The following is a 23,047-nucleotide window of genomic DNA, read 5'->3' on the forward strand; positions in this document are numbered from 1 at the left end:
GCGCCGCTCACATCGGCAAGGGGTAGCGACGGAACACGGCGAGGATATCGTCGAATACCTCGCCCGATAGCTCCAGATCGATCGCCGCAATGTCGGTCTTCAGCTGTTCCATCTTGGTGGCGCCGATGATGACGGAGGCCATGAAAGGCCGGCTGAGCGCGAAAGCAATGGCCATCTGCGCAGGATCGAGATCGTGCTTGTCGGCAACGCGCAGATAAGCCTCGATCGCCGGACGCGAATGCTCGGAGAATCGACCGCTCAGATTGGGCTGGATCGACATGCGGCTGCCGCGCGGCACTACGCCATGCCGATACTTACCCGACAAAATTCCGGCGGCAAGCGGCGAGAAGGCGAGCAAGCCGACATCCTCGTGATGGCAGAGCTCGGCGTAATCCGTATCAAAAATCCGGTGCAGCAGCGAGTACTCGTTCTGCACCGAGGCGATGCGCGGCCAATTTCGTTCGCCGGCTATGCGAAGATACTGCGCCGTGCCCCAGACCGTCTCGTTGGACAGGCCGACATGGCGGACCTTGCCCTCGTCGACCAGTGCGCCAAGTTCGCCGAGGACGGCCTCGATGTCGTCCAGCGCTTTCTGCTTGTCGTGCTTTTCCGGCTCGTAGCTCCAGTTCTGGCGGAAGTGGTAGGTGCCGCGATTGGGCCAGTGCAACTGGTAGAGATCGATGTAATCGGTCTGCAGCCGCTGCAGCGAACGCTCGCAGGATCGCCGGACTTTCTCGGGCGAGAGATCGGCGCCGTCGACCGGGCCGAACCCGCCCGGCCCGAGCACCTTGGTGGCCAGGATCACGTCGTCGCGCTTGCCACGCTTGGCAAACCAAGTGCCGATAATGGTCTCGGTGCCGCCAATCGTCTCCACCGAGACCGGCACCGTCGGATAAAGTTCGGCTGTGTCGAAGAAGTTGACCCCCTGACCGACCGCGTAATCCATCTGCTCATGGCCTTCGGCCTCGGTGTTCTGGCGGCCGAAGGTCATGGTTCCAAGGCAGATCGCGCTCACGTCGAGGCCGGTGCGGCCGAGCTTGCGGTACTTCATGGCGTATCCCCAGCGGTGTCGGAAGGAAGGAAAAGGCGGTGTGCCGGTACGGTATAATGGGTTTCCTGGCGGGGCGAAACTCCCAGCGCCTCGCGGAAGACGGCTTCACCCGGTGCAAGCCGCGACCTATATTCTACGCGTATGCAGGAAGTGTGACGCCCGGCGCGCAGGGGATGGACCCGCCCGCAGGGATCGGCCATATTCCCTGCATGGTTGTATATCGGACAAAACGCAACTCATGGATACAAAGCCGCAACCGTTCGTACCGCCGCACCCGATCCCGCGCACGACCCCACCATCGGTGATCGAGCTTATCCGCACGGTGGTGCGCAACCCGGTCGAGATCTGGGGCGAGAACTGCTACACCAAGCCCCATGTGACGGCGACCTTCATGGGCGAGCGCACACTGGTCGCCAACCATCCGGAACTGGTGCGCCATGTCCTGGTCGACAATCCGGCAAACTTCCGCATGGCGCGGATGCGCCAGCTCATCCTGCGGCCGATCCTGCGCGACGGACTGATTTCGGCGGAAGGCGAAGTGTGGCGGCGCACGCGCAAGGTGATCGCGCCGGTGTTCACGCCACGCCACATCAAGGGTTTCGCCGACATGATGCATTCGCGCATCGGCGAATTCCTGGAGCGCTACCGCACAAGCACCGGCGAGGTGCACGACATCTCGATCGACATGACGGACCTCACCTACGAGGTGCTTTCGGTGACGCTGTTTTCCGACGAGATCGCGTCGGACGGATTCGACTTCGCCAATGACGTCAACAGGCTGTTGTCGACCATGGGCCGCGTCGACCCGATGGACATGCTGAAAGCGCCCGGCTGGGTGCCACGCTTTCAGCGGCTGCGCGGCCGCAAGGTGCTCAGGAAGTTCGACGGCGTGGTCGACGACACGATCGAGATGCGGCGGCGCAAAATGGCCGAAAACCCGGATGCCGTGAATGACGATTTCCTGACGCTGCTGCTGCAACGCGAAGGGCCGGACGGGCTGTCGGCACAGGAAATCGCCGACAATCTGATCACCTTCATTGGCGCCGGCCACGAGACGACGGCACGCGCGCTCGGCTGGACGCTCTACCTGCTCGCCAACTCGCCGCATGACCGGGCACTGATCGAGGAAGAAATCGACCGTGTGCTGGCCGGCAATCCGCCGCCTGTCGAGTGGCTCGAGCTGATGCCGAAGACGCGCGCCGCCTTTGAGGAGGCGATGCGGCTCTACCCGCCGGCGCCGTCGCTCAACCGCGAGGCGATCGAGGCGGAGACCTTCACGTTCAAGGACGGCACGGTGCTGGAGATCGAGGAGGGCACGACGACCCTCGTCATCCCCTGGGTGCTGCACCGCCACCGCGAATACTGGGACAATCCCGACGGTTTCGTGCCGGCGCGTTTCTGGCCGGAGAACCGCGACCGGATCGGCCGTTTCCAATATCTGCCCTTCGGCATCGGCCCGCGCATTTGCGTCGGCGCGACCTTTTCCATGCAGGAAGGCGTGATCGCGCTTGCCATGCTGATGCGCGAATTCCGTTTCGAGGCCACGCCGGGGCTGGAACCCCGGCCGATCCAGAAGCTGACCATGCAGGCCGAACACGGGCTGCCGATGCGGGTCATCAGTAGGTAAGCATATAATTACCGTAATTGATTACTTACATTTTATGATCATCCGATGCGCGCGAGCTAATCCGCGATATCGACGCAGGCCTGGTCGCCAACATCGTCGCAGGGCTTGTAGACCATAATCTCCGATTCCTCACCGTCTTCCCAAACGACCTGTACGGCGACGGTTTGCGCGGTTCCGAGCGGCAGGATGACGACGGCGTCCTCCGGCTTGAAGTCGGGTGGCATTGCCCAGGGGTTCTGCGGATTGCACGGGACGATGGCGAAGGTCTGATCGAGATCGGCCGAATTGATCGAGTAGCGGATCTCCTTCAGCCGGCAATGCAGCGTCTGCAGCGCGGTGAAATAGACATACTGGCCGTTGCCGTGATTGGCGAAGGAGATCCAACCGCTCTGCCTGTTCGCCTCCAGCATGGCGCGGAACATCTCCGGCGGCGGCAGGTCCTTGGCGAGCGCGCCGGCGGCCGGAACGACGGCGAGCGCAGCCGCCAGGAGCATCGATTTGCCAGTCATGAAGGTCTCCGGATCGTGGTGCAGCGAGCCTAATGCGCTTTCGGGCCGGATTGAAGACCATTGCCCCGACGCGGTGGGCGGCCTATGGGGCGCAGACGAATGGACCAACCCGCGAGACCCTACCTCCATGACGCTTTCTCTCGGCATCGATACCGGCGGCACCTACACCGACGCCGTCATCCATGACGAAATCCGTGGCGTCATCGCCAAGGCCAAGGCGCTGACAACGCGCCATGACCTGGCCGAGGGCATTGGCGCGGCGATGGATGCTGTGCTGCGCGAAGCGGCGACGGCGGGCGGCGACATCGGCCTCGTTTCAATATCGACAACACTTGCCACCAACGCGCTTGTCGAGGGTCAGGGCGGGCGGATCGCGCTGGCGATGATCGGCTTTTCCGAAAGCGACCTCGACAAGGCCGGCTTGCGGGGGGCGCTCGGCGGCGATCCGGTGTTCTTCATGCCCGGTGGCCATGACGCGCAGGGCCGCGGCGCCGAACTCGACACGTCGGAGTTCGAGATGTCATTGGCCGAGACCGCCGAGACGGTCTCGGCGTTTGCCGTGGCGGGGTATTTCGCGGTGCGCAATCCCGAACACGAGATCGCGGTCAGCGAGTTGATCCGGGCGCGCACCGGCCTGCCGGTGACGGCGAGCCACGAATTGACCGGCAAGCTCGACGGACCGCGCCGGGCGCTGACGACCGTGCTCAATGCGCGGCTGATCTCGATGATCGACCGGCTGATCGCGGCAACCGAAAGCCGGATGGAGGCGCACGACATCGCCGCGCCGCTGATGGTGGTGCGTGGCGACAGTTCGCTGGTATCGGCCGGCTTCGCGCGGCAAAGGCCGATCGAGACCATCCTGTCCGGCCCGGCGGCGAGCCTGGTCGGAGCGTTGCATCTGGCCGGCACACAGTCGGCAATCGTGTCGGATATCGGCGGAACGACAACCGACATTGCCGTGCTGGACGAGGGCCGGCCACGCATCGACCCTCTGGGCGCGACAGTTGGCGGTCACCGCACCATGGTCGATGCCGTGGCGATGAGCACCTTCGGGCTCGGCGGCGACAGCGAGGTGGCGATAGACGAACAGGGCGGCGGGCCGAAAATCGCGCTCGGGCCGCGCCGGCTGGTGCCGCTGTCGCTTTTGGCCGCGCAGTTCGGAGAGCCGGTTCTCGCGGCGCTCGACCGGCAGATCCGCGCCACGCATCCGGATCGCCACGAAGGCCGCTTTGCGATGCGGGCTGGCGTGCCGGACCGTCTGGCGGCCGGCTTGTCGCGCTCGGAGGCCGAGCTTTATGCGCGCATCAGCGGCAAACCGCAGCCGCTGACCGCAATCCTCAAAGCCAATGCCGAACAGGCGACATTGGGCCGGCTGGCAGCGCGCGGGCTGGTGCTGATCTCCGGCTTCACCCCGTCTGACGCGCAGCATGTCGCCGGGCGCTACAGCCATTGGAACGCCGACGCCGCAAAGGCCGGCGCGACGCTGTTTGCGCGCCGCAAGGACCGCTTCGGCGATCCCGTCGCGCCAGATGCGGCGACGCTGAGCGAACGCGTGGTCGAGCGGTTGATTCGCTTATCGGCGGAACGGGTTCTGGAAACCGCGCTTGGCGAAGACGGGCTGGACGGCGCCGCGCTGGCCACCTCGCCGCTTGCCGCCCGCGCGCTCGACGGCAAGTCCGGCATTGCCCGGTTCGCGCTGACGCTCGACCGGCCGCTGGTCGGACTGGGAGCGGGCGCCGGCGCATACTACCCGCAGGCCGGCGCTTTGCTCGGAACCCCGGCAGTCGTGCCGGACCATGCCGACGTCGCCAATGCCGTCGGCGCGGTGGTGGGCCAGGTGCGGGTGTCGGTCTCGGCCGAGATCGCACAGCCGGCCGAAGGCCGCTACGAGGTGACCGGTGCGGAAATCGCGGGGGCGATCGGACGCGTCTATTCCAGCCAGGAGGCGGCGCTTGAGGCCGCCGAAAACGCCTGCCGCGACGCTGCGGAAGCGAAGGCGGCGGCAGCCGGCGCCGGCGCGGTGCAGGTGTCGGTCAGACGCGACATCCGGTCGGCCATGGTGGAAAACCGCGAACAACTCGTTTCCGCCGTCGTCACGGCGACGGCTTCAGGGCGACCGGCAAGTGCGCTCTAGCGAAACCGCGGCAAAAAGGCTTTCTGTCAGACTGGCCTTGTCCCATCGGCCAAGTTGACAGGACGAGACCGGCCATGCTTTGCGCTGCAACACATTTCAAGGCGGAGGATGCTTCATGGTCGAAACGGTGACGGTTGACGGACTGGCAATCGACAAGGGACTGTACGACTTCATCACCAGCGAGGCGATGCCGGGAACCGGCATCGACGTGGCAGCGTTCTGGAGCGCCTTTGCGGCGATCGTGCATGACCTGGCACCGAAAAACCGGACGCTTCTGAAAAAGCGCGACGACCTGCAGGAAAAGATCGACGCCTGGTATCGCGAAAAGCGCGCCACCGGCTATTCGATGGACGAGTACCGGGAGTTCCTGACCGGGATCGGCTATCTGGTACCGGAAGGCGATGCGTTCGCAGTGGCCACGGAAAATGTCGATCCGGAAATCGCCGAGACCGCAGGGCCGCAGTTGGTCGTGCCGATCATGAATGCGCGTTTCGCGCTCAATGCCGCCAACGCCCGCTGGGGTTCGCTCTATGACGCGCTTTACGGCACCGATGCGCTGGGCGATCTGCCCGCCGGCGGCGGCTACGACGCCGAACGCGGCGGCCGCGTCATTGCCTGGGCGCGCAATTTCCTGAACAAGAGCTGCCCGCTTGCAACCGACTGGAACGAGGCGCGCGGTTTTGCCGTCGCGGGCGGCGCGCTGGTCATAACGACAGCCAATGGCGCAAGCATCGGGCTTGCCGACCCGGCGCAATTCGCCGGTTACCGGGGCGACGCGGCAGCGCCCACTGCGATCCTGCTCGTCAAGAACGGCATGCATGTCGAGGTTGTCATCGACGCCGACCATCCGATCGGCAAGACCGATCCGGCCAACATCGCCGATGTGGTGCTGGAATCGGCGCTGACGACGATCATGGACTGCGAGGATTCGGTCGCCGCCGTCGACGCCGAAGACAAGACGCTGGTCTACCGCAACTGGCTCGGCCTTATGAAGGGCGACCTGCAAGAGACCTTCGAAAAGGGCGGCAAGACCGTCACGCGAACGATGAATCCGGACCGCGACTACACCGCGCCGGACGGCTCGGCGCTGTCGCTGAAGGGCCGGTCGCTGATGCTGGTCAGGAATGTCGGCCACCTGATGACCAACCCGGCCGCCCACGACCGCGACGGCAACGAGGTGCCCGAAGGCATCATGGACGCGATGATGACCGGGCTGATCGCGCTGCACGACATCGGCGCGAACGGGCGCGGCGGCAATTCGCCGGCCGGCTCGATGTATGTGGTCAAGCCGAAGATGCACGGGCCTGAAGAGGTCGCGTTTGCGGTCGAACTGTTCACCAGGGTCGAGACGGCGCTGGGCATGGCGGCGAACACGATCAAGATGGGCATCATGGACGAGGAGCGCCGCACCACGGTCAACCTCAAGGAGTGCATCCGCGCGGCGAAGGAACGCGTCGTGTTCATCAATACCGGCTTCCTCGACCGCACCGGCGACGAAATCCACACCTCGATGGAAGCCGGTCCGATGATCCGCAAGGGCGACATGAAGGCGGCGTCCTGGATCCAGGCCTACGAGAACTGGAACGTCGATATCGGCCTGGAATGCGGACTGGCCGGCCATGCCCAGATCGGCAAGGGCATGTGGGCGATGCCCGATCTGATGAACGCCATGCTGGAGCAGAAAATCGGCCATCCGAAGGCCGGCGCCAACACCGCCTGGGTGCCCTCGCCGACCGCAGCCACCCTGCATGCGACGCATTACCATCAGGTCGATGTGCATGAGGTGCAGGCCGATTTGCGGTCACGCGGGCGGGCAAAGCTCGACGACATCCTGTCGGTGCCGGTGGCGCCGCGCCCGAACTGGACGCCGGAAGACATCCAGCACGAGCTCGACAACAACGCCCAGGGCATTCTCGGTTATGTGGTGCGCTGGGTCGACCAGGGCGTCGGCTGCTCCAAGGTGCCGGACATCAATGATGTCGGGCTGATGGAAGACCGGGCGACGCTGCGCATCTCGTCGCAGCACATGGCCAACTGGCTGCATCACGGCGTGGTCGGCGAAGACCAGATCGTCGCGACCATGAAGAAGATGGCCGCGGTGGTCGACCGGCAGAACGCCGGCGATCCGGCCTACCGTCCGATGGCCGCCGATTTCGACGGCTCGGTCGCCTTCCAGGCCGCGCTCGAACTGGTGCTCGAGGGGCGCGTCCAACCGTCCGGCTATACCGAGCCGGTGCTGCACCGCCGGCGGCTGCAACTGAAGGCGAGTTAAGCGCAAGCCTCGACAAATGCGAAGGCCGCCCGGAGGCGGCCTTTTTTGTGACAGGTCGTCGCCAGCTGCGATCAGGCTTCTGCCTTCGGCGCCTTGGTTTCTGTATCTGCCGATCGCCGGGCAAATTGCGGCAACAGACGAACCGCAATCGTCACAATCGCGGCCTGTGAGACCAGAACCGCCGGCCAGATGCGGTCGAAGGCGGGATCGAGATACTTCTGCGGGCCGAATGACAGGGCTGCAAGGACCGCGGCGGTCAGGGCCAGCAACCGTCCAATCCGGGTCGTCTCGTCACCCATGACCAGCGCCGCCAGGGCGATAGCAATGGCCGCACCCAGAAACGGCCCAAGCGCAAACAGGGGGATCTCGAAGGGCGGGTGCGGCGGCACTTTCGCGAGCATGGCGGCAAGCATGACTGTTTGCGTCGTCGCAAGCACGACAAGGGCGGCACGGGTCGGCGTCGATGTTGGCATGGCAATCTCCGTATAATTGTGTACGATTTGACATATCCGTAAAGTACTTTACGTCTCGAGTCAATTCGGACACCGGGGCAGGATTGCAGACCATGGCAGACAGCTACGCGGCGCGACGGCGCGCCGCCATCAAGGAGGCAGCGTTTGAGGTACTGGCCGAGAAGGGCTACAAGGCCGCCTCGATGCTGGAGATCGCGCGCCGAGCGAAAGCGTCGAACGAGACGCTTTACAAGTGGTTCGGCAACAAACAGACCCTGTTCGGTGCGCTAGTCGAGGACAACGCCAAGGAGGCGCGCGAACTCCTGCAATCGGCGCTGGCGGAGGATCACGACCCGCTCGACGCGCTGACGCGGCTGGGCCCGGTGCTGATCGGCATCGTCTGCGGCGAGAAGGCGGTGGCGCTCAACCGCGCAGCGGCGGGCGACGTGTTTGAGACCGGCACGCTCGGCAAGACCATCGCGCAGCACGGCCGCAACGCCATCCTGCCGCTGCTGACTAACCTGTTTGCGGCAGCTGCGCGCGCCGGCAAGATGACGGTCACCGACCCGCAGGAAGCGGCGGATACGTATATCAATCTCCTGATTGGTGATCTGCAGATCCGGCGCGCCATCGGAGTCACCCCGATACCGGGCGAAAGCGAGGCAGCGACACGCAGCGCCCGCGCAGTCGCCGCCATGCGCGTTCTCCACGCGGCTTGAGAGCGGCGGACAAGCGACAAGTCATTTCGCAGCGCAAGGTGACACCAGATTGTCACAGGTGCTTTGTATGGGGCGGCTCCAAACTGAAACCAAAGGGATTGCCCGATGAAACATCTTGCCCGCCTCGCCCTGCCCGCCGCGATTCTGATATCAACGACGGCCATGGCCCAGGAAAACCGCATCGACCGCACCCGGCCGGACGCGCCTGAACTCGCCGCCTTCGGCGACACGAAGATCGGCGTGCGAACCGTCGAGCTCAGCAATCCGGGCCAGATCGACATCGTCAATGTCGGAGAGGAAGGCGAGTTGCCGCGCTATGACCGGCCGCTGACCGTCGAGGTTTGGTATCCGGCCGCAGCCGATGCCGAGGCACCCGAAGGACCGGCCTACCGGGTGTTCCTGCGCGATGGCAAGACCGAGGTCGATATCCATGGTCGCGCCATCCGCGACGCCGCGCCTGCCAGCGTGGATGCGCCGATGCCGCTCGTGCTGATCTCGCACGGTTATCCCGGCAACCGCTTCCTGCTCAGCCATCTGGCCGAAAACCTCGCCACCAAGGGCTATGTGGTCGCCTCCATCGACCACACCGATTCCACTTATAACGACCAGACCAAGTTCGGTTCGACGCTGGTCAACCGGACCCTCGACCAGCTTTTCGTGCTGAACGAGATGGAGCGGATGTCGGGCAGCGCCGACAGCTTCCTGAACGGTGTCGCCGACACATCGAATGTCGGCCTGATCGGCTATTCGATGGGCGGCTACGGGGCGGTGATCACGTCTGGCGGCGGCGTCACCCAGGCGTCGACCGAATTGTCCTGGGGCGCGCCGCGCGGCACGCTGGAAGTGCATCTGGCCGGCAGCGACAGCCACGAGGCGCTGATGGACGACCGCATCAAGGCGACAATCGCGATCGCACCGTGGGGCATGAGGACCGGTTTCTGGGACGCCGATGGCCTGGCCGGTGTGCGCAAGCCGATCATGTATGTCGCGGGCAGCGTCGATGACGTGTCGGGCTATGAAAAAGGCGTCAAGGCGATGTACGAGGCGAGCGTCAATACCGAGCGCTACCTGCTGACCTTCGAAAACGCCAACCACAACGCCGCCGCGCCGATGCCGGCACCGTCCGAATCGTGGGAGCCGGTCGACAATCTCGACTTCGTGCCGTTCGAGCACTATGCCGACGCGGTTTGGGATACGCTGCGCATGAACAACATCATGCAGCACTTCGCGACCGCCTTCCTCGGCAAACACGTGAAGGGCGATGCCGGCATGGATGCCTATCTCGATCTGATCGAAAACGCCGGCGACGGCGTCTATGCGGTCAACGAGGACGGCACGGAGAAGCCCGAGCACACCTACTGGAAGGGCTTTGCCAGCCGCAGCGCCAAGGGCCTGTCGTTGATGCACGGCGAACCGCAGTAAGGCAGAGCCGAAGCCCGTGAGCGAAGCGCCGCCAAACCAGGCCGAGTTCTGGAACGAGCGTTACGACCGTCCCGACTATCTGTTCGGGACGGAGCCGAACGACTTCCTGCGGGCGACCGCCCCGGCCGCGCGGCCGGGGCAGACCGCCTTCGCGCCGGCCGATGGCGAGGGGCGCAACGGCGTTTTCCTGGCGGCGCTTGGCTACGCGGTGACGACCGTCGACATTTCCGAGCCGGCGGTCGAAAAGGCGCGCCGGCTCGCCGCCGCGCGCGGCGTGACCATCAACGCGGTCGTCGCCGACTTCTTTGCGACCGACTGGCCGGAGGCGGCGTTCGACCTTGCCGCCGTTTCGTTCATGCATTTCCGCTCGCCGCTCAGCGAGCGCTTTCACGCGACGATCGCGCGCAGCCTGAAGCCCGGAGGGCTGCTGATCCTGGAAGGCTACCATCTCGACCAGATGGACTTCGATTCCGGTGGACCGAAGGTGCCGGAGATGCTCTTTACCCGCGCCATGCTGGAGCGCCATTTCGCGGAACTCGATATCGTGCTGCTGCAACAGTCGCTGCGCATGCTGGCCGAAGGCCCCCGCCATCGCGGCGAGGCGGCGACGGTGCAACTCGTCGCCCGCAAGCGCGGTGCTTAGAGCCGGTTCGCGCCGGAACAAACCGCGCGGCAGTTTCTAGGGCCGGTTACTCAGTCCTGTCGCATGACGCATCTAGGCTGACCCGTCTTGAAGCCAAAGGAGGACGGAGATGGCCGATATCTATCAGCAGATCTGGAATGCCGATCAGCAGACAAACGGTATACAACCCATCCTGGACAATGAGGCCGGCGACGCCGATGCCGGCTATGTGAAGGTCAACGCAGATCTGGTCGCCGACAGCGATCCGGACCTCAAAGTCCTGCCGGAAGTCGTCATCCCCGACAACAAGCAGGACAGCTATCATCTGGTGCGCAAGCTGTTCAACAATTATGCGCTGCCCGAAGCCGCCCGCGAGGTCGACACGCCGGAAGAGCGCACCGAACGGCACGCCTTTCTTTCCGCGATATTCGATGCGCCGCCGATGCGGATCGCGCGCGACTATATCGGCGATCGCACCGGCGATGCCAACATGTCCGACGAGCGCTGGCACAATGTGCTGATGGACCACTGGTTCCGGACGTTCGAATCCGGTGGCGATCCGGAGTTGTCCGGCTTCGAGCATGTGCTGGTCGGCGAGCAGGAAGGCGGCAAGGTCCAAGGCTATCACTTCTGGTACAAATACTGGCTCGATGACGGCTTTGCGCGCGCAGTCGATGGCGGGCTCGACACGGTTCCCGGCCTGTCAGACGACCGCATCGTCTACACGGGCGCGAAGCAGGGCGATCGACAGCTCAAGTTCCCCGAAAGCGTAACCATCGCCTACAAGTGGAACGCGCCGGACTACGACGCCAATGCGGTGCGGCCGTTGCACAAGAAGATCGGCGGCTTCTTTGTCGGCTGCAGCGCCGAATGCCTGATGGCGCTCGGCACCGTGCGCGCCCATATCGGCGCCAATGCGCCCAAGATCGCCGTCATCGAGGGCGCCAGCTACCAGATGAAGGTCTTCCGGTCGCCCAACAATCGGCATATCCGCACCTTCTATCCGGTGTTCAAGGGCGCGGCGGATCCAGTCACCGACCAGCCGCTTCCCGGCGGTGGGAACGGGCCAGTAACGGGCAGCGTGCGCATCTTGGCGGCCTTGGTCAATCCGATTTCGCACGATCCAGGCAAGGAGGCGGTCACGCTGGTCAACACAGGCGCGACCCCGATCGATGCGGCGAACTGGATGATCCGCGACAGGAACGAAAAAACCGAGGTGTTGGCAAGCGCCCAGTTGCTGCCGGGCGTGCCGCATTCCTTCATTCTGACCGGCGACGGGGCACAATTGAGCAACAAGGGCGGCAAAATCCGGTTGCTCGACCCGAACGGCAAGACCGTTCACTCCGTCAGCTATTCGCGAGCACAGGCCAGGGCTGAAAACCAGACGCTGATTTTCACCTGACAGGCCAGGCGAAGAAATTTTCGACAGGTTAGGCAAGGCGCGGCGATTGAATCGCGCCGCGCCACTTCAATTCCCCCTTACTGTGCCATATATGGATCTTAATATGTTTCAAGGGAGAGCGCGAACGTGACGGAATTCGAAAGCCCGATAACCGACACAATGGCAGGACCGGCGGCTTCGGACGACGACCGGGCACTGTCGTGCCCGGCGGGTTCGAAACACACGTTTGCGCAGCTGCAGGAAAACGCGGCGAGAATCGCAGAAGCGCTGGAAGCCTACGACTTCGACGCGGTCAGGTCGATGTTCCAGCCCTTGCGCTGAAGCGTCAGTCCTCCGATGCGGCGACCGGTGCGCCGAACATGAGCAATGTCGCATCCTCATCGGCAACATGAAACTCGCGCTGGCCATAGTCCTGGTCGAACGGCGTGCGCAGGCGGCTCGCGGCGAGCTCCGACAAGCGAGGCTCCAGTTCCCGGTACAGCGCGTCGACATCCTCGACATCGATGTAGCAGGAGTTTTGCCGGCGCTGGTCGCCGAGATCGATTTCGGAACCGACCTCGATCAACCGGATGGCTGCTCCTTCCCGCCTGACATAGGCGTAGTTGTCGGCCCGAAACGTGCATTCAAACCCCAGCCGGCCCTCGTAGAACGCCAATGCCCGATCCATGTCGGCCGTCAGCACGAAAGGCGTAATCGATTTGATGTTCGCCATGCGCTGATCCCTCCATTTGACTTCGCTCCGCGGCTCACAAAGGAATACGCGCCAGCCGCCGGTATGTGAAGACAAGCCTCGCGCTATTCGCGCCGGCTTGTCAAAAAGGCCCGATAAGCTAAATTCATCCACGATTGATACATTCGCGCTTGCCGTCTCGCGCATGCCGCGATAGTTCGCGGAACCGCAAACCGGGGAACCCGACACAAATGTCACTGCGTTATGCGATTATCGGTGCCGGAATGATGGGTCAGGAGCACATCCGCAACATCGCGTTGCTGCCCGGCGCCCAGGTCACGGCGATCGCCGACACCGACGCGACCATGCGCCATTCGGCCGGGCTGCTGGCCAAACAGAGTGGCTTTGGCGACGCCGCAATCCTGGAGGATTACCGCGCCATTCTGTCCGGCGGCGTGGCCGACGCGGTGGTGGTAGCCAGTCCCAATGACACGCATCGCTCGGTCATGGACGATCTCCTGGCGACGCAACTGCCCGTGCTGCTGGAAAAACCCTCATGCACGACCGCCGACGACGCCTGGGCGATCGCAAACCGGGCGAATGGCCGGCAATCGCCGATCTGGGTGGCGATGGAGTATCGCTACATGCCGCCCGTCGCCCGCCTGGTCGACGAGGTGAAGGCCGGCGCGACCGGAAACCCGAGAATGGTGTCGATTATCGAACACCGATATCCGTTCCTGCAAAAAGTCGGCAACTGGAACCGTTTCAATGCCCGTTCCGGCGGCACGATGGTCGAAAAATGCTGCCATTTCTTCGACCTGATGCGGCTGGTGACGCAAAGCGAACCGGTTCGGATTTTCGCCTCCGGCGCGCAGGACGTGAACCATCTGGACGAGGATCACGACGGGGCGACGCCCGACATTCTCGACAATGCCCTCGTTATCGTGGACTTCGCCAACGGCATGCGCGCATCGCTCGATCTCTGCATGTTCGCCGAGGGTTCCTACTACCAGGAGCATGTCTCGGTGACCGGCGACGCCGGCAAGATCGAAGCGGTGGTGCCGGGCCCGGCGCGGTTCTGGCCGGGCGGGGCGGAGCGGGTTTCAGAGATCATCATTTCTTCGCGCCGCGACAAGGCGCCGAAACGCGAAGCGGTTCATGTCGACGAGGAGATCCTGCGCGCGGGCGATCATCACGGCGGCACGTTCTTCCAGCACGAAAAGTTCGCCAACATCCTGCGCCATGGCGGTAAACCCGATGTCAGCTTGCGTGACGGCGCGATCGCGGTAGAAATGGGCGCCGCTGCGGAACGGTCCATCCGCGAAGGCATCGTCGTTCACATGAAGGGCCAAAGCTGAAAGCCGACGATATCCGGTCATGTATCTTTGCTGCGGCGATAGCCTGTTCGACCTGTTTTCCAGTCCCTCCAGCGACAGATTCGGCATCGCGCTCGACGGTCATGTCGGCGGTTCGCCGCTGAATGTGGCGCTGGGGCTGGCGCGCATGGGCAACCACGCCCGCTTTTTCACGCGCGTCTCGCACGACATGTTCGGCCGGCGGATCGCGGCCTTCATGGACGACAACAACATCGATCGCAGCCTGTGCGTCGATACCGCACAAAACACGACGCTGGCGGTGATCGGCCTGAAGGACGACAGCAGCGCCGACTACGCTTTCTACACCGAGCAGACCGCCGACTGCTCGGTAACGGTCGATGACCTGCCGGCTTCGCTGGACGCCGCCCTGCAAGTGCTGCATTTCGGTTCCTACTCCACCGTGTTGGAGCCGACCGCGACGGCGCTGGCGACGCTTGCGGCGCGCGAGTGCAGGGCGCGCTTCATCTCCTACGATCCCAATCTCAGGACGATGATCGAGCCGGACATCGATGCCTGGCGGGCGACGTTCGCAGCAATGACGGCGCTGGCCGGCTTCGTGAAGGGCAGCGACGAGGACGTGGCGCAGCTCTACCCCGATGGCGGGACCGACGCTTTCGTCGCCGATGCGCTGGCCGCGGGCGCGGCGCTGGTCTGCGTGACCTTCGGCGCCGATGGCGCGCTGGCCTGTTCGGCGGACGGGCGCACGGTGCGTGTCGACGGCCTCGATGTCGCAGTCGTCGACACGGTTGGCGCGGGCGACACGTTCCAGGCGGCCTGCCTGCACTGGCTCGGCGCACAGGGGCTGGCCGACAAGGAAAGGGCGCCGGACGCGGATCTGGCCGCGATGACCGGCTTCGCGATCAAGGCGGCGGCTGTCACCTGCACGCGACGCGGCGCCAACCTGCCGACCCTGGCGGATATCGAAGCCTTCACAGGTTGACGACCGGAGATTTGCTCGCAGTGCAAAAAGCATTAGAACAGCGCGACTTCGGAGCCGGTTCTTGATTCGATGCAGTTGATTCACCACCCCATGTCCGCCGCGTCCCGCTTCGTGCGGCTGCTCGTCAGCGAATACGACATCGAGCCGGATTTGTACGAGGAACGGCCCTGGGAACGCCGCGCCGAGTTCATGCAGATCAATCCGGCCGGCACACTGCCCGTGCTGGTCGATCACACCGGCGCGCCGATCATCGGCGCATATGCGATTGCAGAATTCGTCGACGAGACGACGGGCGCGATGCATCGCGGACACCGGCTGATGCCGGACAATCCAATTGGCCGGGCCGAGGTGCGCCGGCTGATCGACTGGTTTCTGGTCAAGGCCGAGGCGGATGTCACGCGAGGCCTGGTGCGCGAGCGGGTGTTCAAGCTGCAGATGCCGGCCGGCAATGGCGGTGGCGCGCCGGATTCCGCGGTGCTCAGGGCCGCGCGCGCCAATATTCGCCAGCATATGCGCTATGTCGGCTGGTTGTCGCAGGCACGCGACTGGCTCGCCGGCGATGTGCTGACCAGCGCCGATCTCGCCGGCGCTGCGACCATCAGCGTCCTCGACTATCTCGGCGAAATCGACTGGACGGCCGAGCCTGCGGCGCGCGATTGGTACCAACGCATCAAGTCGCGCCCGGCGTTCCGCGACATTCTCGGCGACCGGGTGCGCGGCCTGCCGCCGGCCTCGCACTACGCGGATCTCGATTTCTGATCCTGCGTCCGGTTTGCGGCCCGTGGCGGAATGCGTCAAAAGGCGCGCCATGGATGCGCAAAGGGCAAAGGACTTCCTGCTGGGCGAGTTGACGCGCGAGGGCTTCAGCGCGGCGCGCGTGGCCGCGCCGGACGTCGCCGCCACGACCGCACCGCGCCTCGACACATTCCTTGCCGAGTGCCGGCACGGCAGCATGAGCTGGATGGCCGAAACGCAAGACCGGCGCGCCGATCCGCTGGTGCTGTGGCCGGATACCAGATCGGTCGTGATGGCCGCCTTCAACTATGCGCCGGAGGCCGGCAACGACCCGCTGGCCGCGCTGGAGAAGACGGACCGCGCGACGATCTCGGTCTATGCGCAGAACCGCGACTATCATGATGTCATCAAGGGCAAGCTGAAGCAGGCGGCAGGACGCTTCGCCGCCAGGACGGGCGCGCAGGTCAAGGTGTTCGTCGACACTGCGCCGGTGATGGAAAAACCGCTGGCCGCCGCGGCCGGGCTCGGCTGGCAGGGCAAGCACACCAACCTCGTCAGCCGCGAGCTTGGCTCGTGGTTCTTTCTGGCGTCGATTTTCACCGACATGGCGCTGCCGGCAGATGCGTCGGAGACCGACCATTGCGGGTCGTGCCGGGCCTGTCTCGACATCTGCCCGACGGACGCGTTTCCGGCGCCCTACCAGCTCGACGCGCGGCGCTGCATCTCCTACCTGACCATCGAACATGCCGGGCCAATCGCGGATGAGTTCCGCGCCGCGATGGGCAATCGCATTTATGGCTGCGACGACTGCCTGGCGGTCTGCCCCTGGAACAAGTTCGCCGCGACCGCCGCCGAGGCGAAATTGCGGGCGCGCGACGACCTGATCAGCCCGCCGATCGCCGAATTGCTGACGCTCGATGATGCCGCGTTCCGGGCGCGGTTTTCCGGCTCGCCGATCAAGCGGATCGGCCGCAACCGCTTCATCCGCAATGTGCTGATCGCCGCCGGCAATAGCGGGCGGCCGGAGCACGCCGACGACGTCGCGCCGCATTTGGACGACGGCGATCCGGTGGTACGCGGCGCGGCGGTCTGGGCATTTTCCCGGCTTGCCGGCAAGGCACGGCTGGACGCCGAGCGCGACGCCCGCTACCTGCACGAGAAAGACAAGGAGGTGCGCGCGGAGTGGTCGCGCGCGACAGGGGACATGCATGACTGACGGGGCTTCATCCTACTTCATCTTCGGCGCGGGTTTTTCGGGGCGCGCCTTCGGCCGTCTGGCCGCGCAGGCCGGGCACAAGGTTGTCGGCACCACGCGCTCGGCTGAGAAGGCCGACGCCCTGCGCGACGACGGGATCGCGCCGCTTGTGTTCAACGGCGTGGCGACGGACGACATCGCCCAGGCGCTCGCAAGTACAACGCATCTGGTGATCTCGATCGCACCGGGCGAAACCGGCGACCCGGTGCTGACAAACTTCGCGACGGCTATCGCGTCGATGCCGAAACTCGAATGGATCGCCTATCTGTCGACGGTCGGCGTCTACGGCAATCATGACGGTGCCTGGGTGGACGAGGAAACGGAGTGTCGGCCGGTCTCACAGCGTTCGATCCAGCGGGTCGCCGCCGAAGAAGCATGGCGCGTGCTGGCCGAAACCACCGGCAAGCCGCTGGCGATCCTGCGCCTTTCGGGGATCTACGGGCCGGGCCGCAACGGGTTGATCAACCTGGAAAAGGGCAAGGCGCGCCGGCTGGTCAAGAAAGACCAGGTGTTCAACCGCATCCATGTCGAGGACATCGCACGGGCGCTTGTGTTCCTCGGCGAAGCGCGCACCGGCGGGGTCTTCAACATCACCGACGACGAACCCGCGCCGCCGCAGGAAGTCGTGGCCTTTGCCAGCAAGCTGATGGGGAAGGAGCCGCCGCCCGAAATCGATTTCGAAACCGCCGAATTGTCGCCCATGGCGCGCTCGTTCTATGGCGAGAACAAGCGCGTTTCCAATGCCAAGGTGAAGGCGGCCGGGTTTACGTTTGCGCACGCCACCTATCGTGACGCGCTGACACGCATGTGGACGGACGGGAACTGGCGCTGACGCCAGCGCCTCTCCCGACTGGCCCTCGTCAGGCGTCTCCGATCTCGCGTACCTTGCGCAGCGACTGCACGGCGCGGCCGAGATACATGTCACGGTCGTAGATGTCCGGGAAATACTCCACGGTTCCATCGTCCGTCGGCCAGGCGGTGTAGTAGGAGATATAGACCGGGACCTTGGCCTCCAGATCTTCCTGATGCTCATATCCGCCCAGATGCGACACGACGTGGTCGACGCTCTTGCCGAGCACGGCGGCGGCCATCTCGCGCGGCTTCTGCAGGCGCACGCAGCCATGGCTGAGCGCCCGCTGCTCGTTGCCGAACAGATTGCGCGACGGCGTATCGTGCATGTAGATCGCGTGCTTGTTGGGGAACAGGATCTTCAACTCGCCCAGGGCGTTTTTCGGGCCGGGTTTCTGACGCACATTGTATGGCACCTTGCCGGCGTAACGGCCCCAATTGACATTGGCCGACGCAATCCGCTTGCCGGATGCATTGGTCACGACATAGCCGGCGCGATCCAGATAGCCCGGATCGCGGTAGAGCCGCGGCAACATCTCGTTGACGATGATCGATTGCGGCACGCCCCAATAGGGATTGTAGACCACCATCTCGATCTCGTCGTGGAAGAAGCTGGTCTGGTTCGCTTTCTTGCCGACGATCGCGCGCATCGGCAACGTATCCTGGAAATTCTCCGAATAGGTGGCGCGATAGGCGGGCTGGTTGATCTGCACATGACGCTCGCCGAATTCCTCGGGGTGCCAGCGCATGCGCTCAAGCGCCAGTTCGATGCGGTCGATCTTGGTCGAGTGGCCGACATCGGTCAGGTAGCGCACGGTGTTCTTGCCGATAATGCCGTCGGCCGACAGGCCGTTGTCGCGCTGAAAGTCGCGCACCAGCGCCACGATTGCCTCGTCATAGAGGTCGTCGCCCATATATTCGGCGAATGTCGCGGCATGCTTGGCGCGGGTCTCTTCGGTCGCCTTGCGGCGCAGCGCCTTCATGATCAGCGGCAGCGCTTCCTCGGTCTGTCCGAGCCTGGCGAACGTTCCCTTCGGTATGACGATTTCCTCGACCTCCTCCGCCCGCAGGGCGGCGAGTTCGCGCTTCAGATTGCCATAGGCCGGATGCTGCGGCTCGAGGCTCTTCAGATAAAGCACCGGGTCTTCGGCCTCCGCCAGTCCGGCGATCGCTTCGGCAGCCGTCATCCGGGCGCGCGGGAAATCGTGATAGCCGCTGAGCTTGTTGGGCAGGATAACGCCGTCGCGCATGTCCATCGCGTAACGGACGGCACGCGCCGACATCAGCATCTCGAATTCGAGCAGTTCGGCGGCGCGGGCGGCGGGTGCGTCCATCGACCAGCCGTCCGGCGGGATCGGCACGTCATAGTCGGCGGCAACCAGCGCATGATCGCCGGCTTCGGCGAACAGCGCGGCGACAGCGCGCGCGTGGCCTGTCGGAGCCGAACCGCGCGACCAGATGAAGGTCGGGTTGTCGGCGTAATGCGCCTTCAGTGCGTCGGCGATTTCCTTTTCGATGGGCAGGCGCAGTTCGGAGCTTAGCGCGGCGGCTTCCGCAAACCGTTTCGTTTCGAAATCGAGGCTCGGTTCCAGCGTGTCGACAGTTGCCGCCGGCAGCATGGACGCAACCGCGACCGTGGTCAGCGGCGCGGCAGAATAAGTGTAGTAGCGGGGCGACGAAATGCGCGCGATCTTGCGCGGCGCGCGCTTCACCGTAACCTGGCGCTGACGCTTGCGTTTGGCACGGCGCTCGCCGTTGAACAGCAGATCGACCAGAGACTGCGATTTTGCAACAGGCACGGCCTCGGGCAACGCCGGCAGCGCGATCACCGTTGCAATCAGGATGGCGGTAAAGCGTTTCATATCCAAAGCGGACCCCATTGCGTTCGCTGTATGCCCCTGGACCACACTAACCAATACAAGATGGTTTATAAAGAGTGAGTCCCCCCATCAACTGGCATCACTTTTTTGCGAGCATGCGTGCATTCGGTCACACCGCGAACTGTCTTCGCGGTTGCGGAAATGGTTTGTTTCGCGGCAATCCTGGTCTATGGCTGAGGCCATGAACAAAGGCGATCATCTCTTCCTCGTCGACGGCTCGGCCTATATTTTCCGGGCATTCCACGCCCTGCCGCCTCTGACACGCAAATCGGACGGATTGCCGGTCGGCGCGGTGGCCGGCTTCTGCAACATGCTCTGGAAATTGCTGCAAGAGGCCCGCGACACGCAGGCCGGCGTCACGCCCACCCATTTTGCCGTGATTTTCGATTATTCGTCGAAGACGTTCCGCAAGGATCTCTACCCGGAATACAAGGCCAACCGGTCCGACCCGCCGGAAGACCTGGTGCCGCAATTCGGACTGATCCGCGAGGCGACGCGCGCCTTCAATCTGCCCTGCATCGAGATCGAGGGCTACGAGGCCGACGACATCATCGCCACCTATGCCCGCCAGGCCGAGGCGGTCGGCGCCCACACGAAGATCATCTCGTCGGACAAGGATTTGATGCAACTCGTCACCGAGCACGTCTCGATGTACGATTCGATGAAGGACCGGCAGATCGGCACCGCCCAGGTGATCGAAAAATTCGGCGTGGCGCCGGACAAGATGATCGACCTGCAATCGCTGACCGGCGATTCCACCGACAACATCCCGGGCGTTCCCGGCATCGGACCGAAGACCGCGGCGCAACTGCTCGACGATTACGGCGACCTCGACACGCTGCTGGCGCGGGCCGCGGAGATCAAGCAGAACAAGCGGCGCGAGAACCTGATCGCCTTTGCCGACCAGGCGCGCCTGTCGCGCGAACTGGTGACGCTGAAGACCGACACACCGGTCGACATCGGCCTCGACGGCCTGAAGCTGGAACCGCAAGACGGGCCCCGGCTGGTCGCCTTCCTGAAGGCGATGGAGTTCAACTCGCTGACCCGGCGCGTCGCCGAGGCGACCGGAACCGAGGCCGGTGACGTGGAGGCTGCCGATGTGGCGGTCGAGGCGGGAGGCGCGGCGCGCGGCCCGGATCTCGACGAGGGGCAGGCAAAGGCCGACGCCGCGACCGCCTCCGACGCGGGCGGCGCGATGACACCGGCCGGCCTGGCGGCGAAGCGCGCCGAGGCAGCCGCCGCCGGCAAGTTCGACACCGGTGCCTATTCCTGTATCCGCGACCTCGACACGCTCGATGCGTGGATCGCCAAAGCGCGCACCGCCGGCGTTGTCGCTTTCGACACCGAAACCAATTCGCTCGACGCCATGCAGGCGGAACTGGCCGGCTTTTCGCTGTGCTCGACACCCGGCGAGGCGGCCTATGTGCCGCTCAACCACAAGAGCGGCAATGACGATCTGCTCGGCGGCGGCCTGGTCGAAGACCAGATCCCGGCAGACGCCGCACTGGACCGGCTGAAGGCGCTGCTGGAAGACGAGTCCATCCTCGTCGTCGGGCAGAACCTGAAATATGACTGGCTGGTGCTGCGCCGCTACGGCATCACCATCGCCTCGCTCGATGACACGATGCTGATGTCCTATGTTATCGACGCGGGCACCGGCGGGCACGGCATGGATGCGCTTTCGGAACGCTGGCTCGGCCACAAGCCGATCGCCTTCAAGGACATCGCCGGCACCGGCAAGAAACAGCTGACCTTCGACATGATCGATCTGGAGACAGCGACCGCCTATGCCGCCGAGGACGCCGACATCACATTGCGCTTGTGGCAGGTCTTGAAGCCGCAGCTTGTCGCGCGCGGCATGACCGCCGTTTATGAGCGCCTGGAACGACCGCTGGTCGCCGTGCTCGCCAATATGGAAGCACGCGGCATTTCGGTTGACCGGCAGATCCTGAGCCGTCTTTCGGGCGAGTTCGCGCAAAAGGCGGCGGCGATCGAGGCCGAAATCCACGACATGGCGGGCGAAACCTTCAACATCGGCTCGCCGAAGCAGCTTGGCGAGATCCTGTTCGGCAAGATGGGCCTGCCCGGCGGCTCGAAGACCAAGTCGGGCCAGTGGTCGACCTCGGCACAGGTGCTGGAGGATCTGGCCGCCGAAGGCCACGAACTGCCGCGCCGCATCGTCGACTGGCGGCAGCTCACCAAGCTGAAATCGACCTATACCGACGCCCTGCCCGGTTATATCAACCCGGAAACAAAGCGGGTGCACACGTCCTATTCGCTGGCGGCGACATCGACCGGGCGGCTCGCCTCGTCTGAACCGAACCTGCAGAACATCCCGATCCGCACGGCCGAGGGCCGGCGCATCCGCACCGCCTTCGTGGCCGAAAAAGGCAACACCTTGATCTCGGCCGACTACAGCCAGATCGAACTGCGCGTGCTCGCCCATGTCGCCGATATCGCGCAGTTGAAACAGGCCTTTGCCGACGGCGTCGACATTCACGCCATGACCGCTTCGGAAATGTTCGGCGTGCCGGTCGACGGCATGCCCTCGGAAGTGCGGCGGCGGGCCAAGGCGATCAATTTCGGCATCATCTACGGCATTTCGGCCTTCGGGCTCGCCAATCAGCTCGGCATCGAGCGGTCGGAGGCCGGCGACTACATCAAGACCTATTTCGAGCGCTTTCCCGGCATCAAGGACTATATGGACGCCACCAAGGCGTTTGCGCGCGAGAACGGCTATGTGGAGACGATCTTTGGGCGCCGGGCGCATTATCCAGAGATCAAGTCGTCGAACCCGCAGGTGCGCGCCTTCAACGAGCGGGCGGCGATCAACGCGCCGATCCAGGGCTCGGCCGCCGACATCATCCGCCGGGCGATGGTGCGCATGGATGCAGCACTCGACGATGCCGGACTGGCGGCACGGATGCTGCTGCAGGTGCATGATGAACTGATTTTCGAGGTGCCGGACGCCGAGACGGACAAGACCATCGAGGTGGTGCGCGAAGTGATGGAGAACGCCGCCATGCCGGCGATTGCCATGGCCGTGCCGCTGAAAGTCGACGCGGCTGCCGCCGCCAACTGGGACGAGGCGCATTGATGGCCGCCAGGGCGATTTGACCCTGCGGCAAGACC

19 protein-coding genes are annotated in these 23,047 nt (G+C 64.4%); 14 read left to right on the plus strand and 5 right to left on the minus strand.

Going from position 1 to position 23,047, the window contains the following annotated elements:
• Positions 1-7: 7 nt before the first annotated feature.
• Complete coding sequence (locus ACO06R_RS01940; RefSeq protein WP_421855422.1) at positions 8-1,051, minus strand: aldo/keto reductase; 1,044 nt, start codon at positions 1,049-1,051, stop codon at positions 8-10.
• A gap of 238 nt (positions 1,052-1,289) precedes the next feature.
• Between ACO06R_RS01940 and ACO06R_RS01945 the strand changes: the two genes are divergently transcribed.
• Positions 1,290-2,678 (plus strand): cytochrome P450, encoded by a 1,389-nt coding sequence (locus tag ACO06R_RS01945; RefSeq protein ID WP_421855425.1) that lies wholly within the window; start codon positions 1,290-1,292, stop codon positions 2,676-2,678.
• A gap of 56 nt (positions 2,679-2,734) precedes the next feature.
• Here the strand turns inward: ACO06R_RS01945 and ACO06R_RS01950 are convergent, their stop codons facing one another.
• Complete coding sequence (locus ACO06R_RS01950) at positions 2,735-3,187, minus strand: hypothetical protein (protein ID WP_421855428.1); 453 nt, start codon at positions 3,185-3,187, stop codon at positions 2,735-2,737.
• 127 nt (positions 3,188-3,314) lie between these two features.
• Here ACO06R_RS01950 and ACO06R_RS01955 point away from each other — a divergent pair, with 127 nt between their 5' ends.
• Both ACO06R_RS01955 and ACO06R_RS01960 read left to right on the plus strand, forming a co-directional pair.
• Positions 3,315-5,321: a hydantoinase/oxoprolinase N-terminal domain-containing protein gene (locus ACO06R_RS01955; protein ID WP_421855431.1), complete on the plus strand. Its 2,007-nt coding sequence runs from the start codon at positions 3,315-3,317 to the stop codon at positions 5,319-5,321.
• Positions 5,322-5,436: 115 nt separating this feature from the next.
• Positions 5,437-7,593 carry a malate synthase G gene (locus ACO06R_RS01960; RefSeq protein ID WP_421855435.1) on the plus strand — a complete coding sequence of 719 codons (2,157 nt, stop codon included), beginning with the start codon at positions 5,437-5,439 and terminating at the stop codon, positions 7,591-7,593.
• A gap of 71 nt (positions 7,594-7,664) precedes the next feature.
• Here ACO06R_RS01960 and ACO06R_RS01965 read toward each other — a convergent pair whose 3' ends face one another.
• On the minus strand, positions 7,665-8,066 hold the full coding sequence (locus tag ACO06R_RS01965) for a hypothetical protein (RefSeq protein WP_421855438.1): 402 nt from the start codon (positions 8,064-8,066) through the stop codon (positions 7,665-7,667).
• Positions 8,067-8,158: 92 nt separating this feature from the next.
• Here ACO06R_RS01965 and ACO06R_RS01970 point away from each other — a divergent pair, with 92 nt between their 5' ends.
• The 5 genes from ACO06R_RS01970 to ACO06R_RS01990 all read left to right on the plus strand — a co-directional run bounded on the left by ACO06R_RS01970 (position 8,159) and on the right by ACO06R_RS01990 (position 12,531).
• A complete protein-coding gene (locus tag ACO06R_RS01970) occupies positions 8,159-8,764 on the plus strand; it encodes a TetR/AcrR family transcriptional regulator (RefSeq protein ID WP_421855441.1) in 606 nt (201 codons plus the stop codon).
• A gap of 105 nt (positions 8,765-8,869) precedes the next feature.
• Positions 8,870-10,186: an alpha/beta hydrolase family protein gene (locus tag ACO06R_RS01975; protein ID WP_421855444.1), complete on the plus strand. Its 1,317-nt coding sequence runs from the start codon at positions 8,870-8,872 to the stop codon at positions 10,184-10,186.
• Positions 10,187-10,202: 16 nt separating this feature from the next.
• Complete coding sequence (locus ACO06R_RS01980) at positions 10,203-10,829, plus strand: SAM-dependent methyltransferase (RefSeq protein ID WP_421855447.1); 627 nt, start codon at positions 10,203-10,205, stop codon at positions 10,827-10,829.
• A gap of 109 nt (positions 10,830-10,938) precedes the next feature.
• Positions 10,939-12,210 (plus strand): hypothetical protein, encoded by a 1,272-nt coding sequence (locus ACO06R_RS01985; RefSeq protein WP_421855450.1) that lies wholly within the window; start codon positions 10,939-10,941, stop codon positions 12,208-12,210.
• Positions 12,211-12,336: 126 nt separating this feature from the next.
• On the plus strand, positions 12,337-12,531 hold the full coding sequence (locus ACO06R_RS01990) for a hypothetical protein (RefSeq protein ID WP_421855453.1): 195 nt from the start codon (positions 12,337-12,339) through the stop codon (positions 12,529-12,531).
• 4 nt (positions 12,532-12,535) lie between these two features.
• Here ACO06R_RS01990 and ACO06R_RS01995 read toward each other — a convergent pair whose 3' ends face one another.
• Positions 12,536-12,922, minus strand: coding sequence for a bleomycin resistance protein (locus tag ACO06R_RS01995; protein ID WP_421855456.1), 387 nt, complete (start codon positions 12,920-12,922; stop codon positions 12,536-12,538).
• 209 nt (positions 12,923-13,131) lie between these two features.
• Here ACO06R_RS01995 and ACO06R_RS02000 point away from each other — a divergent pair, with 209 nt between their 5' ends.
• From ACO06R_RS02000 to ACO06R_RS02020, 5 genes are all read left to right on the plus strand, one after another.
• Entirely contained in the window at positions 13,132-14,238 is a 1,107-nt protein-coding gene (locus ACO06R_RS02000) for a Gfo/Idh/MocA family protein (RefSeq protein WP_421855459.1), read from the plus strand.
• Positions 14,239-14,257: 19 nt separating this feature from the next.
• Positions 14,258-15,196: a carbohydrate kinase family protein gene (locus ACO06R_RS02005; protein WP_421855462.1), complete on the plus strand. Its 939-nt coding sequence runs from the start codon at positions 14,258-14,260 to the stop codon at positions 15,194-15,196.
• Between the two features lie 69 nt (positions 15,197-15,265).
• The gene (locus ACO06R_RS02010) at positions 15,266-15,955 is read left to right on the plus strand and encodes a glutathione S-transferase family protein (RefSeq protein ID WP_421855464.1); all 690 of its coding nucleotides are present in this window, start codon (positions 15,266-15,268) and stop codon (positions 15,953-15,955) included.
• Positions 15,956-16,004: 49 nt separating this feature from the next.
• Positions 16,005-17,147 (plus strand): tRNA epoxyqueuosine(34) reductase QueG, encoded by a 1,143-nt coding sequence (gene queG / locus ACO06R_RS02015; protein WP_421855467.1) that lies wholly within the window; start codon positions 16,005-16,007, stop codon positions 17,145-17,147.
• Positions 17,140-18,018: an SDR family oxidoreductase gene (locus ACO06R_RS02020; RefSeq protein WP_421855470.1), complete on the plus strand. Its 879-nt coding sequence runs from the start codon at positions 17,140-17,142 to the stop codon at positions 18,016-18,018. The genes queG and ACO06R_RS02020 overlap by 8 nt, the downstream gene beginning before the upstream one ends.
• A 28-nt stretch (positions 18,019-18,046) precedes the next feature.
• Here ACO06R_RS02020 and ACO06R_RS02025 read toward each other — a convergent pair whose 3' ends face one another.
• Entirely contained in the window at positions 18,047-19,897 is a 1,851-nt protein-coding gene (locus tag ACO06R_RS02025; RefSeq protein WP_421855473.1) for a L,D-transpeptidase family protein, read from the minus strand.
• A 199-nt stretch (positions 19,898-20,096) separates the two neighbouring features.
• On the opposite strand from ACO06R_RS02025, the gene polA reads away from it, so the two are divergent.
• Complete coding sequence (gene polA, locus ACO06R_RS02030; RefSeq protein ID WP_421855476.1) at positions 20,097-23,012, plus strand: DNA polymerase I; 2,916 nt, start codon at positions 20,097-20,099, stop codon at positions 23,010-23,012.
• Positions 23,013-23,047 lie beyond the last annotated feature (35 nt).

Origin of the sequence: Oricola sp. (assembly GCF_965230365.1) — a bacterium.
Classification (GTDB): domain Bacteria; phylum Pseudomonadota; class Alphaproteobacteria; order Rhizobiales; family Rhizobiaceae; genus Oricola.

Excerpts from the sequence above, each read along its gene's own strand:
- ACO06R_RS01945 (WP_421855425.1), top strand. The coding sequence starts at position 1,290 with ATGGATACAAAGCCGCAACCGTTCGTACCGCCGCACCCGATCCCGCGC.
- ACO06R_RS01940 (WP_421855422.1), bottom strand. The coding sequence starts at position 1,051 with ATGAAGTACCGCAAGCTCGGCCGCACCGGCCTCGACGTGAGCGCGATC.
- ACO06R_RS01955 (WP_421855431.1), top strand. The coding sequence starts at position 3,315 with ATGACGCTTTCTCTCGGCATCGATACCGGCGGCACCTACACCGACGCC.
- ACO06R_RS01960 (WP_421855435.1), top strand. The coding sequence starts at position 5,437 with ATGGTCGAAACGGTGACGGTTGACGGACTGGCAATCGACAAGGGACTG.
- ACO06R_RS02005 (WP_421855462.1), top strand. The coding sequence starts at position 14,258 with ATGTATCTTTGCTGCGGCGATAGCCTGTTCGACCTGTTTTCCAGTCCC.
- ACO06R_RS01975 (WP_421855444.1), top strand. The coding sequence starts at position 8,870 with ATGAAACATCTTGCCCGCCTCGCCCTGCCCGCCGCGATTCTGATATCA.
- queG (WP_421855467.1), top strand. The coding sequence starts at position 16,005 with ATGGATGCGCAAAGGGCAAAGGACTTCCTGCTGGGCGAGTTGACGCGC.
- ACO06R_RS02025 (WP_421855473.1), bottom strand. The coding sequence starts at position 19,897 with ATGAAACGCTTTACCGCCATCCTGATTGCAACGGTGATCGCGCTGCCG.
- ACO06R_RS02000 (WP_421855459.1), top strand. The coding sequence starts at position 13,132 with ATGTCACTGCGTTATGCGATTATCGGTGCCGGAATGATGGGTCAGGAG.
- ACO06R_RS01965 (WP_421855438.1), bottom strand. The coding sequence starts at position 8,066 with ATGCCAACATCGACGCCGACCCGTGCCGCCCTTGTCGTGCTTGCGACG.
- ACO06R_RS02010 (WP_421855464.1), top strand. The coding sequence starts at position 15,266 with ATGCAGTTGATTCACCACCCCATGTCCGCCGCGTCCCGCTTCGTGCGG.
- ACO06R_RS01985 (WP_421855450.1), top strand. The coding sequence starts at position 10,939 with ATGGCCGATATCTATCAGCAGATCTGGAATGCCGATCAGCAGACAAAC.
- ACO06R_RS01970 (WP_421855441.1), top strand. The coding sequence starts at position 8,159 with ATGGCAGACAGCTACGCGGCGCGACGGCGCGCCGCCATCAAGGAGGCA.
- ACO06R_RS01950 (WP_421855428.1), bottom strand. The coding sequence starts at position 3,187 with ATGACTGGCAAATCGATGCTCCTGGCGGCTGCGCTCGCCGTCGTTCCG.
- ACO06R_RS01995 (WP_421855456.1), bottom strand. The coding sequence starts at position 12,922 with ATGGCGAACATCAAATCGATTACGCCTTTCGTGCTGACGGCCGACATG.
- polA (WP_421855476.1), top strand. The coding sequence starts at position 20,097 with ATGAACAAAGGCGATCATCTCTTCCTCGTCGACGGCTCGGCCTATATT.
- ACO06R_RS02020 (WP_421855470.1), top strand. The coding sequence starts at position 17,140 with ATGACTGACGGGGCTTCATCCTACTTCATCTTCGGCGCGGGTTTTTCG.